General features: G+C 63.5%; 14 protein-coding genes. 9 read left to right on the forward strand and 5 right to left on the reverse strand.

Going from position 1 to position 16,397, the window contains the following annotated elements:
* Positions 1 to 51 precede the first annotated feature (51 nt).
* On the reverse strand, positions 52 to 798 hold the full coding sequence (locus HBO12_RS10970; RefSeq protein WP_170042136.1) for an NRDE family protein: 747 nt from the start codon (positions 796 to 798) through the stop codon (positions 52 to 54).
* Between the two features lie 213 nt (positions 799 to 1,011).
* Between HBO12_RS10970 and lgt the strand changes: the two genes are divergently transcribed.
* Together lgt and HBO12_RS10980 are read left to right on the forward strand one after the other, a co-directional pair.
* A complete protein-coding gene (gene lgt, locus HBO12_RS10975; protein WP_169954962.1) occupies positions 1,012 to 1,824 on the forward strand; it encodes a prolipoprotein diacylglyceryl transferase in 813 nt (270 codons plus the stop codon).
* A 51-nt stretch (positions 1,825 to 1,875) separates the two neighbouring features.
* A complete protein-coding gene (locus HBO12_RS10980; protein WP_170042137.1) occupies positions 1,876 to 2,847 on the forward strand; it encodes a thymidylate synthase in 972 nt (323 codons plus the stop codon).
* Between the two features lie 114 nt (positions 2,848 to 2,961).
* Here the strand turns inward: HBO12_RS10980 and cadR are convergent, their stop codons facing one another.
* Positions 2,962 to 3,411: a Cd(II)/Pb(II)-responsive transcriptional regulator gene (cadR, locus tag HBO12_RS10985; protein WP_169954961.1), complete on the reverse strand. Its 450-nt coding sequence runs from the start codon at positions 3,409 to 3,411 to the stop codon at positions 2,962 to 2,964.
* 85 nt (positions 3,412 to 3,496) lie between these two features.
* On the opposite strand from cadR, the gene HBO12_RS10990 reads away from it, so the two are divergent.
* The 6 genes from HBO12_RS10990 to HBO12_RS11015 all read left to right on the forward strand — a co-directional run bounded on the left by HBO12_RS10990 (position 3,497) and on the right by HBO12_RS11015 (position 11,465).
* Positions 3,497 to 5,809, forward strand: coding sequence for a heavy metal translocating P-type ATPase (locus HBO12_RS10990; RefSeq protein ID WP_170042138.1), 2,313 nt, complete (start codon positions 3,497 to 3,499; stop codon positions 5,807 to 5,809).
* Between the two features lie 16 nt (positions 5,810 to 5,825).
* Positions 5,826 to 6,689, forward strand: coding sequence for a LysR substrate-binding domain-containing protein (locus HBO12_RS10995; RefSeq protein ID WP_170042139.1), 864 nt, complete (start codon positions 5,826 to 5,828; stop codon positions 6,687 to 6,689).
* A 237-nt stretch (positions 6,690 to 6,926) separates the two neighbouring features.
* A complete protein-coding gene (locus HBO12_RS11000; RefSeq protein WP_169954958.1) occupies positions 6,927 to 7,991 on the forward strand; it encodes a putative 2-aminoethylphosphonate ABC transporter ATP-binding protein in 1,065 nt (354 codons plus the stop codon).
* Position 7,992: 1 nt separating this feature from the next.
* Entirely contained in the window at positions 7,993 to 9,717 is a 1,725-nt protein-coding gene (locus HBO12_RS11005) for a putative 2-aminoethylphosphonate ABC transporter permease subunit (RefSeq protein ID WP_170042140.1), read from the forward strand.
* Positions 9,718 to 9,743: 26 nt separating this feature from the next.
* The gene (locus HBO12_RS11010) at positions 9,744 to 10,769 is read left to right on the forward strand and encodes a putative 2-aminoethylphosphonate ABC transporter substrate-binding protein (protein WP_169954956.1); all 1,026 of its coding nucleotides are present in this window, start codon (positions 9,744 to 9,746) and stop codon (positions 10,767 to 10,769) included.
* Positions 10,770 to 10,910: 141 nt separating this feature from the next.
* Positions 10,911 to 11,465 carry a phosphonate degradation HD-domain oxygenase gene (locus HBO12_RS11015; RefSeq protein WP_169954955.1) on the forward strand — a complete coding sequence of 185 codons (555 nt, stop codon included), beginning with the start codon at positions 10,911 to 10,913 and terminating at the stop codon, positions 11,463 to 11,465.
* Here HBO12_RS11015 and HBO12_RS11020 read toward each other — a convergent pair.
* Complete coding sequence (locus tag HBO12_RS11020; RefSeq protein WP_169954954.1) at positions 11,462 to 12,829, reverse strand: DUF3482 domain-containing protein; 1,368 nt, start codon at positions 12,827 to 12,829, stop codon at positions 11,462 to 11,464. The genes HBO12_RS11015 and HBO12_RS11020 overlap by 4 nt on opposite strands.
* Positions 12,822 to 14,201, reverse strand: coding sequence for a DUF2868 domain-containing protein (locus tag HBO12_RS11025; protein WP_170042141.1), 1,380 nt, complete (start codon positions 14,199 to 14,201; stop codon positions 12,822 to 12,824). The genes HBO12_RS11020 and HBO12_RS11025 overlap by 8 nt, the downstream gene beginning before the upstream one ends.
* A gap of 69 nt (positions 14,202 to 14,270) precedes the next feature.
* Here HBO12_RS11025 and HBO12_RS11030 point away from each other — a divergent pair, with 69 nt between their 5' ends.
* A complete protein-coding gene (locus HBO12_RS11030) occupies positions 14,271 to 14,783 on the forward strand; it encodes a dihydrofolate reductase (protein WP_169954952.1) in 513 nt (170 codons plus the stop codon).
* Positions 14,784 to 14,850: 67 nt separating this feature from the next.
* On the opposite strand, the gene HBO12_RS11035 is transcribed toward HBO12_RS11030, so the two are convergent.
* The gene (locus HBO12_RS11035) at positions 14,851 to 16,242 is read right to left on the reverse strand and encodes an L-cystine transporter (RefSeq protein WP_170042142.1); all 1,392 of its coding nucleotides are present in this window, start codon (positions 16,240 to 16,242) and stop codon (positions 14,851 to 14,853) included.
* Positions 16,243 to 16,397: the final 155 nt, after the last annotated feature.

Below are 16,397 nucleotides of genomic sequence, written 5' to 3' on the forward strand. Positions count from 1 at the left end.
ATCCAATGCTACCGCGGGCAAGCCCGCTCCCACAGTTGACCTGCGGCGCTGTTAGATCTTGAGTTCCACCTCGCCCAACCGCCCCCCATGGGGCCCAAAGCTGCGTTCGAGCATATGTCGCAGCCCATCGGCATGCACAATCAGCGCGGTACTCGCCCGCGTCCCATAACTGGGGCTGGCGATAAACACACTCGACAACAAACTCTCCGTAGCCAACCCCACCCCGGTATCCGGCAACTCGGCAAAAGGAGCGGTCTGCGGGTCGCTCAAAATCCCCAGCAAGGCATCCGGCTGCGGATCACTCAGCACTTGGGCCAGTGCCGCCTTGGCCTTGAGCAGCTTTGGCCAGGGCGTATCCAGCCCGGCGTTGGATAAACCATAGATCCCGGCCTTCAGTTGGGTGGGGGCCGATTCATTGGCGTTGTAGTGCCACAGCTCGTGCGGCGTGCCAAGCAACAGGTTGAATCCGGCATATTCAATCGATCTGCCGTTAACCTCGGTCAAGTAGTCGGCAACCGGCAGCGAACCACCGAGAAAACGCGCCACCAACTCGCCGCGGGACTTGCGCGCCGGTGGCTGGTGCGGGTCGCGGATATTGGTCAGCGCGGCAAACCGTCCATCGGCGCCCACCCCCAGCCAAGTGCCTCCCGCTTCCTGGTCGCGACCGGCATACACCTGCGGTGCATCCGGCCACTGGGCCAAGGGCAGGCTGGGCCGGGCGTAGAATTCGTCACGGTTGGCCGCGACGATCAGCGGCTGGGCATGGCCCGGCCGCCAGGCGAAAACAATCAGGCACATAAGGCGATCCTTTTGTGTTTTGCTCACTCTACCCATAGAACCGCCGGCTATCCATCGTATCGAAGTTGGGCCAGATGCCTCCCATCCGTTAACATGCCAGGCTGCTTGGCGCGGGTGCGAACTTCTTCATTTGATCGAGCTGCTGTAACGCAGGCTTAATCGTCCACCGGCAAGGTCCGTGCGCAATAACGAATGATTTAACGAGGAGTCGCAATGCTGCCTTACCCGCAGATCGACCCGGTGGCCCTGGCCATCGGTCCGCTGAAAATCCACTGGTACGGGTTGATGTACCTGATCGGCATCGGCGGCGCCTGGCTGTTGGCTTCCCGACGCCTGAACCGCTTCGACCCGACCTGGACCAAGGAGAAGCTCTCCGACATGGTGTTCTGGATGTCGATGGGCGTGATCGTCGGCGGGCGCCTGGGCTATGTGCTGTTCTACGACCTGAGCGCGTACCTGGCCAACCCGACCCTGATTTTCGAGGTATGGAAGGGCGGCATGGCGTTCCACGGCGGCTTTATCGGCGTGATGCTCGCGGCCTGGTGGTTTGGCCGGCGCAACGGTAAGTCGTTCTTCCAACTGATGGATTTTGTCGCGCCGATGGTGCCGATCGGCCTGGGTGCCGGGCGTATCGGTAACTTCATCAATGCCGAGCTGTGGGGCAAGCCGACCGATGTGCCGTGGGCCATGGTGTTCCCGCCGTTCAGCGACCCGGCGCAGTTGGCGCGCCATCCGTCGCAGTTGTACCAGTTCGCCCTTGAAGGCGTGGCGCTGTTCCTGATCCTCTATATCTACTCGCGCAAACCGCGGCCGACCATGGCGGTTTCGGGGATGTTCGCCCTGTTCTACGGGATTTTCCGTTTCATCGTCGAGTTCGTGCGGGTGCCGGATGCGCAGTTGGGCTACCTGGCGTTCGGCTGGCTGACCATGGGTCAGGTACTGAGCATTCCGATGATTCTTGTTGGCCTGGGCCTGCTCTGGTGGGCTTACAACCGCCCACAGGCGATCAAGACCACTGCGCTATAAATTCGAACGCCGAGGCCCGAGGGCCTCGGCTTCACCGATACAGGTAATGTCATGAAGCAATATCTCGAGCTGGTTTCCCACGTCATCAACAACGGTACCAAGCAGGCCAACCGCACTGGCGTGAACACCATCAGCTTCCCCGGTGCGATGTTGCGCTTTGACCTGCAGGAAGGCTTCCCGGCCATCACCACCCGCAAAATGGCCTTCAAATCGGCGATTGGCGAGATGTGCGGCTTTTTGCGTGGGGTGAATAACGCCGCCGAATTCCGCGCCCTGGGCTGCAAGGTCTGGGACCAGAACGCCAACGAAAACGCGCAGTGGCTGGCCAACCCGTTCCGCCAGGGCGAGGACGACCTGGGCGAGATCTACGGCGTGCAATGGCGCAAATGGCCGGCGTACAAGCAGATCCCGCTAAGCAACCAGGCCGCTATCGAGCAGACCCTGGCCCAGGGCTATCGCCAGATCGCCGAAGGCGAGGAAGACGGCCAGGCCTACGTGGTGCTGTACAAGGCCATCGACCAGATCCGCCAGTGTGTCGACACCATCATCAAGGACCCGGGCAGCCGGCGCATCCTGTTCCACGGCTGGAACTGCGCCCAGCTCGATGAAATGGCCTTGCCGCCGTGCCACCTGCTGTACCAGTTCCACCCGAATGTCGAGACCAGGGAAATCTCCCTGACCCTCTACATCCGTTCCAACGACCTGGGCCTGGGCACGCCGTTCAACCTCACCGAAGGCGCCGCGCTGCTGAGCCTGATCGGGCGCCTGACCGGCTACACGCCGCGCTGGTTCACCTATTTCATCGGTGATGCGCACGTCTACGAGAACCACCTGGACATGCTCAGCGAACAGCTCAAGCGCGAGCCATTTGCCGCGCCGAAGCTGGTGATCAGCGAGCGCGTGCCGGAGTTTGCCAAGACCGGGGTGTACCAGCCGGAGTGGCTGGAGCTGATCGAGCCTGGCGACTTCTCGCTGGAAGGCTATGAGCACCATGCGCCGATGACGGCGCCGATGGCGGTCTAGTCGAGACCGCATCGTCTGCATCGCAGGCAAGCCAGCTCCTACATGTGACCGAGTACTCAGGCACATGTGGGAGCTGGCTTGCCTGCGATGGCGTCAGCTCAGTTACCCCATTATCTAATGGCCGTGACTACGACCCACATGTGAGTGCTCCGCCTCACTGGCCGCCACACTCCCACTGACCTCCAGCCGCTGCAAAATCCCACACTGGTCGATCTCCGGCCCTTCGCCACAGCGCTGGCGCAGGTCGAGCAGTTGTGTCTGCAAGGCCAGCAACCCGTCAATCCGCGCCTTGACGTGATGGATATGCTCGTCGATCAGTGCATTCACGCTCTCGCACTGGTCCTGGGGGCTGTCACGCAGGCCGAGCAGGCTGCGGATTTCCTCCAGGGTCATGTCCAGGCTGCGGCAGTTGCGGATAAAGGTCAGGCGCTCGGTGTGCGCCTGGGTGTACAGCCGGTAGTTGCCCTCACTGCGCGCCGGTGGTGGCAGCAGGCCTTCTTTCTCGTAATAACGGATGGTTTCCACCGGGCAGTCGGTCAGTTTTGCCAGTTCGCCGATCTTCATCGCAGCAATCTCCAAAAGGGTGCTTGACCCTATAGTGGCTACAGGGTCTTTACTTGGCAACAGGCACCTTCATGGACGCGACACAATGAGCGATTCCCTGCGCACCCCGCACAAGCACGACCATAGCCACGATCATGATCACGACCATGATCACAGCCATCACGACCACGGCCATGATCATAGCCATCATGATCACGCGCAAAAGCTTGCGCCTGTGAAAAAGCATGATCACGGTGGCGGCTCCTGCTGTTCCGGCGCAGCAGCCCCGTCGCTGGTGACGTTGACGCAAGCAACCAGCGCCAACGCGCGCCTGAGTACCTTCCGCATCGAGGCCATGGACTGCCCCACTGAGCAGACGCTGATCCAGAACAAACTGGGCAAGATGGCCGGTGTGCAGCAACTGGAATTCAACCTGATCAACCGTATCCTCGGCGTGACCCACGACCTGCCGAGCACCGCGCCGATCGTCGAGGCCATCAAGTCCCTGGGCATGCAGGCCGATCCGATCGAAGAGGGCGTGCCGGCCGCCGCACCACCGGCCAAGAAGCACTGGTGGCCGCTGGCCCTGTCTGGTTTTTGCGCCTTGGCAGCAGAGGTGATCCATTTCACTGACGCGGCCCCGACCTGGGTGGTGGCGCTGGTGGCGCTGGTGTCGATCCTCAGTGGCGGCCTCACCACCTACAAAAAGGGCTGGATTGCCCTGAAAAACCTCAACCTGAACATCAACGCGCTGATGAGCATCGCCGTGACCGGTGCGATCCTGATCGGCCAGTGGCCGGAAGCGGCGATGGTGATGTTCCTGTTTACCGTGGCCGAGTTGATTGAGGCCAAGTCCCTGGACCGTGCGCGCAATGCCATCAGTGGCTTGATGCAGATGACCCCGGAGCGGGCCACGGTGCGCCAGGCTGACGGTAGCTGGGTCGAACAAGAGGTCAAGACCATTGAACTGGGCGCTGTTGTGCGGGTACGTCCCGGCGAGCGCATTGGCCTGGACGGCGAAGTCACTGCCGGCCAGTCCACCATCGACCAGGCGCCGATCACCGGCGAGAGCCTGCCGATCGAGAAGACCGTGGGCGATAAAGTCTTCGCCGGCACCATCAACCAGGCCGGTTCCCTGGAATACCGGGTGACCGCTGCCGCCAACAACTCGACGCTGGCGCGCATCATCCACGCAGTGGAACAGGCCCAGGGCTCGCGGGCGCCGACCCAGCGCTTTGTCGACAGCTTCTCGAAAATCTACACCCCGGCGGTGTTCCTGTTTGCCCTCGGCGTGGCCGTGATCCCGCCGCTGTTCATGGGCGCGGTGTGGTTTGACTGGATCTACCGCGCCCTGGTGCTGTTGGTGGTCGCGTGCCCTTGTGCCCTGGTGATTTCCACCCCGGTGACCATCGTCAGCGGCCTGGCTGCCGCTGCGCGCAAAGGCATCCTGATCAAGGGCGGCGTGTACCTGGAGGCCGGCTACAAGCTCGACTATCTGGCCCTGGACAAGACCGGCACCATCACCCACGGCAAGCCGGTGCAGACCGACTACCTGGCGTTGTTCCCCAACTTGGAGGACCGCGCGCCGGCCTTGGCCGCCAGCCTGGCCGCGCGTTCCGACCACCCGGTGTCGCTGGCGATCGCCAATGCCGCTGTGGATAAAAAACTCCCGCTACAGGCTGTGGATAACTTCGAAGCCCTGGCCGGGCGCGGGGTGCGCGGCGAGATCAATGGCCAGGTCTATCACCTGGGCAACCATCGCCTGGTGGAAGAACTGGGCCTGTGCTCGCCGGCCCTTGAAGAAAAACTTTTCGCCCTGGAAAAACAAGGCAAGTCGGTGGTGCTGCTGCTCGACACATCCGGCCCGCTGGCGCTGTTCGCCGTGGCCGATACGGTCAAGGACAGCAGCCGCGAAGCCATCCAGCAGTTGCACGAGCTGGGCATCAAGACCCTGATGCTCACCGGCGACAACACTCACACCGCCCAGGCAATTGCCGCCCAGGTGGGCATCGACCAGGCCCAGGGCGACCTGCTGCCCACCGACAAGCTCAAGGCTATCGAGGACCTGTACGGGAAAAACCACCGGGTCGGCATGGTCGGCGACGGCATCAACGACGCCCCGGCCCTGGCCCGCGCCGAGATTGGCTTTGCCATGGCTGCAGCGGGCACCGACACGGCCATCGAGACCGCCGACGTTGCGCTGATGGACGACGATTTGCGCAAGATTCCGGCATTCATACGCTTGTCGCGACAAACGTCGAGTATCCTCAAGCAGAACATCGCCCTGGCGCTGGTGATCAAGGCGATCTTCCTGGCGGTCACCTTCATGGGCATGGCCACTATGTGGATGGCGGTGTTCGCCGACATGGGCGTGAGCCTGCTGGTGGTGTTCAATGGTCTGCGCCTACTGCGCAAATAGTCGATGAGAGGGTGGTGTGCTGAGTGCCGAGTTGAAGGCGTTTTACATGGTTGCCCGCCTGGGCAGTATTACCCAGGCGGCGAAAAAACTCGGCCTGAGCCAACCCACGGTGACCACCCAGATCCGCCATCTGGAAAGCCAGTACGCAGTTGAGCTGTTCTACCGCGGTGGCCGCCGCCTCACCGTCAGCGACGAAGGTGCGCGGCTGTTGCCGATGGTCAAGGCGCTGTTGCAACAGGAAGCGGATATCGAGTTTTTCCTGCGCAACAGTGGCCAGGTCCAGGGCACGTTGCGGATCGCCGCGACCGCGCCCTATTACATCCTCGACCTGGTGAAAACCTTTCGCGAACGCTTGCCCCACGTGGAAGTGGCGGTGGAAATCGGCAACTCCCAGCAGGTCCTCGAAGCCCTGGATGATTACCGGGTGGACGTCGCCGCCTCCTCGCAACTGCTGGACGACCCGCGCCGGATCCGCCGGGTGCTGGGCACCGATCCACTGGTACTGGCGGTGCATCGCAATCACCCGTTGGCCGTGCTGGAGCATGTGCCGCTCAGTGCGCTGGCGGGGCATACCCTGTTGATGCGCGAGGCAGGGTCCACCACCCGGCGCCTGACTGAAGAGATGCTCAAGGGCGCTGGCGTGAGTTATGGGCCGCTGCTGGAAATCGGCAGCCGCGAATCGATTCGCGAGGCGGTGCTGCGCAACATCGGCATCAGTATCATCGCCCGCCAGGAAGTGCCCCATGACCCGCAACTGCGGGTGCTGACCATCGAGAATGCGCCGCAGATTCCCGAGTACCTGTACTGCCTTAAAGAGCGCAAAGGTGCGCGGTTGCCGGCGGCTTTTCTGGGGTTGGCGCAGGAAATGTCGCCACTCTGAAAGATTCTGGGTGGTTTTGAAATCGCCATCGCAGGCAAGCCAGCTCTCACATTTTGATCTGTGAATACATTCAAATGTGGGAGCTGGCTTGCCTGCGATAGCGGTAGACCAAACACCCCAAGGCTATACCCCTACCCAAATCCACCAATACCACTATCACCCGCTTTTGCCTTCCTGCCACACCAGGGACGCATTTGCTGCCTAGCATGGCCTTCATCAGTTTGATGAGGTGCCACCATGAACACAGCCCAGCTCAACCCCGGCGCGCCGATGAAGGTGCGTGGTATCCAGAAGCGCTTTGGCGCCTTTACTGCCCTGGACCATGTGTCCCTGGACGTCGCCGCCGGTGAACTGGTGTGCCTGCTCGGTCCCTCGGGCTGCGGCAAGACCACCTTGCTGCGCTGCATCGCCGGCCTGGAGCGCCAGGACAGCGGCGAGTTGTACCTGGGTGATCGCGATGTTTCCCTACTGGCACCCCAGGCGCGGGACTACGGCATTCTGTTCCAGTCCTACGCGCTGTTTCCCAACCTCAGCGTCGAGGCCAACATCGGCTACGGCCTGACCGGCAGCGGTCGCGATGAAGTGCGCAAGCGCGTGGCGCAGATGCTGGAACTGGTGGGCCTGACCGGCAGCGAAAAAAAATACCCCGGCCAACTGTCCGGCGGCCAGCAACAGCGCGTCGCCCTGGCCCGTGCCCTGGCGCCGGCCCCGTCGTTGTTGCTGCTGGACGAACCGATGTCGGCCCTCGATGCCCGAGTGCGCGAGCACCTGTGTACCGAGCTGCGCCAACTGCAACGCCGCCTGGGCATCACCACCCTGATGGTCACGCACAACCAGGACGAGGCCATGCTGATGGCCGACCGCATCGCCGTGATGAACAATGGCAAGGTCGAGCAGTACGCCACCCCGCAAGAAATCTACGACCGCCCGGCCACGCCGTTCGTGGCCGAGTTTGTCGGCCAGGGCAACTGGCTGCCGTTCAGCCGCAACAGCGCCAGCCACGCCCAGGTCGGCGGGATGAACGTGCGCCTGGCCGATGACTGCGGCAAAGCCGCGTCGGGCCGCCTGTTCTGCCGGCCGGAAGCGATCAGCGTCAACCCGCCGGTACACGAAGAAAACCTGTTCCCGGCCAAGGTCCGCGAGATCACCTTCCTCGGCAACCGTTGCCGCATGAGCTTTGAACTGGACCAGTTGCCCGGCCATTCGCTGCTGGCCGAACTGGCGCCGGAAGCCATGCCACGCCTGGGCGCCCAGGATATCTGGGTGGCACTGCCACCGCGCAGCCTGCAGGTGTTTGCCTGAGATGGCCGTTGATATGAGCCTGCCGGTACCCCGCCGCGTGGCGCGTCAGGCTTCCCGTGCGCAAATCGGCGACCGCATCTTTGTGCTGGGCGGCAAGCTGCTGTTGCTGTGCCTGTTGGGCGTCGCCGTGCTGCTGCCGCTGCTGGCGATCTTCTGGCGCGGTTTCAGCGCCGAAGACGGCCAGGGCGGCGGCCTGGTGGCCGCGCGCGAGTTGCTGACCAGCGCCAACTTCCATTGGCTGCTGGGCAATAGCCTGAAGGTTTCCCTGAGCGTCGCGATCATTGTCGTACCCCTGGCCTACCTGTTTGCCTACGCCCTGCAACGCACGCTGATCCCCGGCAAGACCCTCTGGCGCGGCCTGTCGTTGCTGCCGCTGATGGCGCCGTCGATGTTGCCGGGCATCGCCCTGGTGTACCTGTTCGGCAACCAGGGCATGTTGCGCGGGTTGCTGTCAGACAACATCTACGGCTTCTGGGGGATTGTCCTCGGTGAAGTGATCTACACCTTTCCCCACGCGCTGATGATCCTGCTGTCGGCGTTGTCCCTGGCGGACGCGCGGCTGTTCGATGCCGCTTCAAGCATGGGCGCCAGCCCGGCCCGGGCGTTTCGCAGCATCACCTGGCCGGCGACACGCCAGGCGGTGTTCGCCGCGTTCTGCCTGGTGTTCACCCTGACCATCACCGACTTCGGCGTGCCGGTGGTGGTGGGCGGCGACTATCAAGTGCTGGCGCTGGAAGCCTACAAGGCCGTGGTCGGCCAGCAGCAATTCGGTCGTGGTGCCCTGATCGGCATGGTGCTGCTGTTGCCGGCGCTGCTCAGTTTTGCGGTGGATACCTGGCTGCGCCGGCGCCATGGCGACTCCATGAGCGGCCGCGCCCAGGTGTTCCAGCCGGCGCCATCGCGCCTGCGTGATGGCTGCTACCTGGCGATTGTGCTGCTGATCTGCGCGGTGCTGCTGTTGGTGTTCGGCATGGCGGTGTATTCGTCGCTGGTGAAGTTCTGGCCGTACAACCTGTCGCTGTCGCTCAACCACTATCAGTTCAATGACACCGCCGGCGGTGGCTGGCTGGCCTATCGCAACAGCTTGACCATGGCGGTCTGCACCGCACTGATCGGCAGCGTGCTGATCTTCACCGGCGCTTATCTGATGGAAAAGACCAAGGGGCAAAAAGGCCTCAACCTGGCGCTGCGCATGCTCAGCTTTGTGCCGATGGCGGTGCCGGGCCTGGTGCTGGGCCTGGGCTACGTGTTCTTTTTCAACCTCAACGGCAACCCGCTGCATGTGCTCTACGGGACCATGACGCTGCTGGTGGTGTGCACCATTGCTCACTATTTGACCACCGCGCAAATGACCGCCACCACGGCCCTGCGCCAACTCGACGCCGAGTTCGAAGCCGCCGCGCTGTCGCTCAAGGCGCCGCTGTACCGCCACTTTTTGCGGGTGACCGTGCCGATCTGCCTGCCGGCGCTGTTGGACATCCTGCGCTACCTGTTTGTCTCGGCGATGACCACCGTATCGGCCGCGATCTTTCTCTACAGCCCCGACACCATCCTCGCCGCAGTGGCCGTGCTGAACATGGACGACGCCGGCAACGTAGGCGGCGCGGCGGCCATGTCGACCCTGATTCTGTTCACCTCAGCCAGCGTCTCGCTGCTGCTGGCGTGGGCCTCACGCGGTTTGTTGCGCCGCTCCCAGGCCTGGCGCCAAACCGCGCCCGGTCAATAACTCTGCCCCCCACAAGGAAACGCACCATGTTCAAGCCCCTGGCCCTCGCCGCTGCTGTGCTCACCGCGTTCAGCCTGAATGCCTTTGCTGCCAAGACCGAGTTGACCGTGTACACGGCCCTTGAAGCCGAGCAGTTGAAGACCTACAAAAAAGCCTTCGAGGCGGCCAACCCGGACGTCGAGATCAAGTGGGTGCGCGACTCCACCGGGATCATCACCGCCAAGCTGCTGGCGGAAAAATCCCGCCCGCAAGCCGATGCGGTGTGGGGCCTGGCGGCTTCCAGCCTGGCGATCCTCGATCAGCAAGGCATGCTGCAAAGCTATGCGCCAAAGGATCTGGACAAGATTGGCAAGAACTACCGCGACGCTGCCAACCCACCGGCCTGGGTCGGCATGGACGTGTGGGCCGCGACGATTTGCTTCAACACCGTCGAAGCCGAGAAACAGGGCTTGAGCAAACCCATCAGCTGGCAGGACCTGACCAAGCCCGAGTACAAGGGCAAGATCGTCATGCCTAACCCGGCGTCGTCCGGCACCGGCTTTCTCGACGTCAGCGCCTGGTTGCAGACTTTCGGTGAGAAGCAGGGCTGGCAGTACATGGATGACCTGCACCAGAACATCGGCCAGTACGTGCACTCCGGTTCCAAGCCGTGCAAGCTGGCGGCTTCGGGTGAGTTCCCGATCGGCATTTCCTTCGAATACCCGGCGGTACAGTTGAAACGCCAGGGCGCGCCGCTGGACATCGTATTGCCCAAGGAAGGCCTGGGCTGGGATATCGAAGCCACTGCGCTGATCAAGGGCACGGCCCACCCGGAAGCAGCGCAGAAACTCGCCGACTTCTCCGCCAGCCCCGCAGCGATGGAGCTGTACAAGGAAAACTTCGCGGTGCTGGCCCAGCCGGGCATTGCCAAGCCGCAGACCGAATTGCCGGCGGACTATGAGCAGCGCCTGATCAAGAACGATTTTGCCTGGGCCTCGAAGAACCGTGACAACATCCTGGCTGAATGGCGCAAGCGCTATGACGGCAAGTCGGAGAAAGTGGCAGGTCAATAATATTCGTTGGGGCTGATGGCCTTATCGCCGGCAAGCCAGCTCCCACATTTGAAGGTGTTCACAATTCACCCTGTAGGAGCTGGCTTGCCGGCGATAGCGGTCTGCAATTCGCTACATCACTTAATTCTGGGGAGAGGCCTAATGAAAGCTGAGCAGGTAGTCGCCGAGGTCTTTGCTCTGTATGAACAGCATGGCGCTGCCGATTATATCGGCGAGCCGGTGTCGCAGATCGAGCATATGTCCCAGGCCGCGCAACTGGCCATGGCCGAAGGCTTCGACGATGAAGTGGTGCTGGCGGCGTTCTTTCACGACATCGGACATATCTGCGGCCAGGGTGGCGCGAACATGGGTGGCTACGGCGTGGTCAGCCACGAACGCCTGGGCGCCGATTACTTGCGGCGCGCCGGGTTCAGCGAGCGCCTGGCGAAACTGGTGGAGTATCACGTGCAGGCCAAGCGTTACCTGACCTTCAGCCAGCCGGACTATTACGCACGCTTGAGCGAGGCCAGCCGCCGCACCCTGGGTTATCAGGGCGGGGTGATGACGGCCGACGAGGCCCGCGCGTTCGAGCAGGACCCGCTGTGCGCGGTGAGCCTGCGCATGCGCCACTGGGATGAACAGGCCAAGGAAATGCACGTGCCGCTGCTCGACCTTGAGGTGTTGAAGGCCAAGGCCCGGCAACTGCTGGCGGCCTAGGCCTCGTCCAGGCGTTGGGCCAGGGCCTCGATCTGTTCCTGGCGCTCGGCCTGGCTCAACCTTGGGTGAGGGTTGAGCGATGACCATTGCGGATGGGCGCGCGCCTTGTGCAAGGCGTCGGGCAGTTTGCCTTCGCGCCAGCTCTTGTCCTGCGGGGTGTCGACCTTGATGCTGTGCAGCGCCGCATGCCCGCGCAGGTTCAGGGCCTTGAGCAACTGGCGCTGGCGCAGGGCCAACAGGCGCAACACGCTGTCATCCACGGTCAGTTCGCGCTGGCCCTTGATCTTGCCCAGCAGACGGCTGCCGTAGCTGCGCGCGGTTTGCAGCGCGCCGCCGGCAATCGCCCCGGCCAGGGCGGCTGCGCCCAGGGTCAGGCCGCCCACCAGCAAATCCACACCGGCCCCGGCGGCGGCCCCCGCGGCAATCCCGCCGCCGACCCGCACCCCCAGTTGCTTGAGGGTTTCGGGGTTGAACAAATCATCACCCCAACGCCCGTCCAGCAACGGCAGGTCGCTGGCCGCAGCGTCTTGCGGGCGGAAGCCGTAGAGTTTGAGCAGGGCCTCGACGCAACGTTGTTCGCGCTGGCGCACGGCCTTGCGCAGATCGCTGATGGCTTGCTGTTCATCCTCGGTGACCACGCTGCGTCGGCACGCAGCGCAGTCGATCAGCAGCTCGGCGATCAGGCGCGCGGCGCTTAGCTGGCGCGCCTGGCGCTGGGCTTCCTGGTCGAGGATCAGCCGTTCCAACTGTGGCCGCGAGCTTTCCAGCAACAGGGCGAGGCTTTCATACAACCGCCGCTCGCCATCTTCGGGGGGCGCCACGCTGTCAAAGCGCACCAGCGCGTGCAGGCCCAGGCGGGCCAGGGCTTCACGCCAGTCCGGCTCGCGGTGTTCGGCGCTGCTGACAAAGTTGAGCACCGGCAGCAGCGGTTTGCCGCAACTGGCCAGCACTTGCAGCTCGTCGCGGTACTTGGCCAGCACCGGCTCCCGGGCGTCGATCACGTACAGGCCGGCGTCGGACGCCAGCAACTGACGCAAGACCTTGGCCTCCTGCTCAAAGCGCTGGCGGGCTTCGCTGCCTTCGAGGAAACGCGCCAGGCGCGCCGGGCCATCCAGGCGTTCACCGGGGCGGTCGAGGCGTTCGAGGTAGTCGAGCAGGGCGATGGCATCTTCCAGGCCTGGGGTGTCGTACAACTCCAGCAAGGCCTCGCCGTCGACCGACAAGCGCGCACCTTCGACATGCCGGGTGGTGCTGGGGCGGTGGGACACTTCGCCAAAGCCCACGTCTCGGGTCAGGGTGCGCAGCAGCGAGGTCTTGCCGACGTTGGTGTGGCCGACCACCGCCAGTTTCAGGGGTTTAGTCATGACCGGTCTCCAGCCAGGTGAGCGGCGCGCAATCGGCGAAGGGCAAGTCCAGTTGCCGCAACGCGCTGTGCCAATCGCCGAGGCGCTCGGCATCCAGCGCCTGGCCCGGTGGCGCTTGCAGCAGCCAGACGCGGGTAGCGCTGGCGCTGCGGGCCAGCTCGCCGATCAGCGCGAGGCTGCCGCGATCCGGCGAGCGGCGTGGATCGCAGGCGATCAGCAGGCGTGCCGGCGGGAAGCGGGTCAGTTGCTCCAGCAGTTTGTGGCGCGATTCGCGGCTATCGAGGATGCCGGCGTCCTTGACCGTGGCCGGCAACTTGGGCGGCCAGGGGCGCTGGTCGTCCAGTTCGATGGCCACCAGCAGGGCGCCATCGCTGTGCAGGTCGCTGGCGCCGCCGCTGACGTGGTGCAACTGCGGCGGCGCGGCATCGTTGACGCCAAGGCGTTCGCTGCTGGGCATCAAGGCTTCGCGCAAGTGGCTGTAGCCGGGCAGGTTGAGGTCCAGGCCCAGGGCTGCGCGCCCGCGTTTCCAGCGCCATAGGCACAGTACGGCGAGGATCAGCCTTGGCAGCAAGCCATAAACCAGCAACACCCCTACCAGCCACGCAGCCCAGGCCTGGCGGGCGCTCTCGATATTCAGCGCCGAATCGCCGCTGGCGCGGATCATCTCCACGCTGGGTACGCTGAAACCGAGCAGCGCGGGCAGGCTGCCCAGGGCCTGGGTCACGCTGACAAAGGTGTCGGCGCCAAGGATGGTGGTTTCCCAGACAAACCCGTAGCGCCGGGTGGCCATCAGCGTCAGCAGGATCACCAGCGCGCTGCACAGTGCCAGCAGCCACAGGCCATTGACCAGCACACCCACCGCCCAGCGGTTGAGCTTATGGCGTTGCAGCAGCAACAACAGCGCTGGCGCCAGTTGCGCGGCCTTGGCATCGCGGGCGAGTTTTTCGCTGAGCCACAACCACAGGCGGCCGAGGCTGGCGCTGTGTTCGCCGGCAAACAGCAGGCCCAGGGCCCAGCTCAGCAGCAGGATCAGGTTCAAGCCCAGCAGGCTGCCCAGGGCCCAGAACACATTGACCGGGGCCAGGCCGTTGCCCAGGGCGGCGAAGGCCAGGCCAGCGCCGCTGACGATGGCCAGCACCATCAGCACGATCAGCGCCAGGCGTGCGCCTTGCAGCCAATGCAGCAGGGCAGCGCGCAGGCCGTCACGCTCGGCCAGCCACAGCGCGCGGTTTTGAATGCGCGTCGGCAGGTCGCCGCCGTTGCTGCGGGCCAGGCGATTGGCTTCCTGGTCTTCCAGGGGGCCAGCGTGTTCTTCACGCAGGCGCACGGTTTCCGTCAGCCAGAGTGTGTGCAGGGGGTTCAGAGCAGTCACGCGCCGTCCTGTTGTGTCAGTGAGCCTGGAGCATAACCGCTGGCCCGCGCCTCTGGTATTCTCGTCGCCATGAAAAAAACTCTCCCTTTAAGCCTGATCGCAGCCCTCGGTGAAAACCGCGTGATCGGCGTCGACAACAGCATGCCCTGGCATTTGCCGGGGGATTTCAAATATTTCAAGGCCACCACCCTGGGCAAGCCGATCATTATGGGGCGCAAGACCTGGGACTCCCTGGGTCGACCGTTGCCGGGTCGCTTGAACATAGTGGTCAGCCGTCAGACCGATCTGGTGCTCGAAGGTGCGGAAGTTTTTCCGTCCCTCGATGCGGCAATTGAGCGGGCCGAGGCCTGGGCGCTGGAGCAGGGCGTGGATGAGCTGATGCTGATCGGCGGCGCGCAACTGTATGCGCAGGGGCTGGAGCAGGCGGATCGCCTGTATCTGACGCGGGTTGCGTTGAGCCCGCAGGGGGATGCGTGGTTTCCGGAGTTTGACTTGAACCGGTGGACGCTGGTGTCGAATGTGCAGAATCCGGCAGAAGGCGACAAGCCGGCGTACAACTTCGAAGTCTGGGAAAAGGCCTAAAAGCATCGCCGGCAAGCCGGCTCCTACAGGACCGTGTAGGAGCCGGCTTGCCGGCGATAGCGCTCTATCAGGCCTGCGCCAACTCAGCATGCTCATCGGCATCGAGCAGCTTTTTATCGGTCTGCTGCATGATCTGGCTGGTAATCGCCCCGGCGGTCATCGAACCATTCACGTTCAACGCCGTGCGGCCCATGTCGATCAGCGGCTCCACGGAAATCAGCAACGCCACCAACGCCACCGGCAAGCCCATGGCCGGTAGCACGATCAGCGCGGCAAACGTCGCACCGCCGCCCACACCGGCCACGCCGGCTGAACTCAAGGTCACAATCGCCACCAATGTTGCGATCCACAGTGGGTCCAGCGGGTTGATGCCCACGGTCGGCGCCACCATCACGGCCAGCATCGCTGGGTACAGGCCGGCACAGCCGTTCTGGCCAATCGTCGCGCCGAACGAGGCGGCGAAGCTGGCGATGGACTGCGGGATGCCCAGGCGGCGCGTCTGCGCCTCGATGCTCAGCGGGATGCTCGCCGCGCTGGAGCGACTGGTGAAGGCAAAGGTCAACACCGGCCATACCTTGCGGAAGAAACGCAGCGGGTTGATCCCGGCCAGCGACAGCAGCAGGCCGTGGACCACAAACATCAGCCCCAGCGCCAGGTAGGACACCAGCACAAAGCTGCCGAGCTTGATGATGTCTTGCAGGTTGGAACTGGCGACCACTTTGGTCATCAGCGCCAGCACGCCGTAAGGAGTCAGCTTCATCACCAGGCGCACCAGGCGCATCACCCAGGCTTGCAGGGTGTCGATGGCGTTCAGCACCTTCTGGCCTTTTTCCACGTCGTCCTTGAGCAGTTGCAGCGCGGCAACCCCCAGGAACGCAGCGAAGATCACCACACTGATAATCGACGTCGGCTTGGCCCGGGCCAGGTCGGCAAACGGGTTCTGCGGGATAAACGACAGCAGCAACTGCGGGATATTCAGGTCGGCGACCTTGCCCGCGTAGTCACTCTGGATCACCTGCAGGCGCGCCAGTTCCTGGGTGCCGGCCACCAGGCCTTCGGCGGTGAGGCCGAACAGGTTGGTCAGGCCGATACCGATCAGCGCCGCAATGGCGGTGGTGAACAGCAGCGTGCCGATGGTCAGAAAGCTGATCTTGCCCAGGGACGCGGCGTTGTGCAGGCGGGCCACGGCGCTGAGGATCGAGGCGAACACCAGCGGGATCACGATCATCTGCAACAGCTGCACATAACCATTGCCCACCAGGTCGAACCAACTGATCGAGGCCTTGAGCACCGGGTGGCCGGCGCCGTAGATGGTGTGCAGGACCACACCAAACACCACCCCGAGCACCAGGGCCAGCAGGACCTTCTTGGCCAGGCTCCAGTGGGTGCGACGGGTTTGGGCCAGGCCTAGCAATAAGGCCAGGAACACCAGCAGATTGAGAATCAGCGGCAGATTCATTGAAGCTCCAAGTAAATGGCTGCCAGTCGCCTGAGCGTGCGACTGCGAACCGGAAAGCCTAACAGCTTGAAATATATTGATTTAATACCTTTATGGAATGACTACTGTCGTTTTTGGAATAAGGGCCTGGCGCCCTGACATATGCCGGTGGCGGT

This window comes from Pseudomonas sp. WS 5059, from assembly GCF_012985525.1.
In the GTDB taxonomy this organism is placed as follows: domain Bacteria; phylum Pseudomonadota; class Gammaproteobacteria; order Pseudomonadales; family Pseudomonadaceae; genus Aquipseudomonas.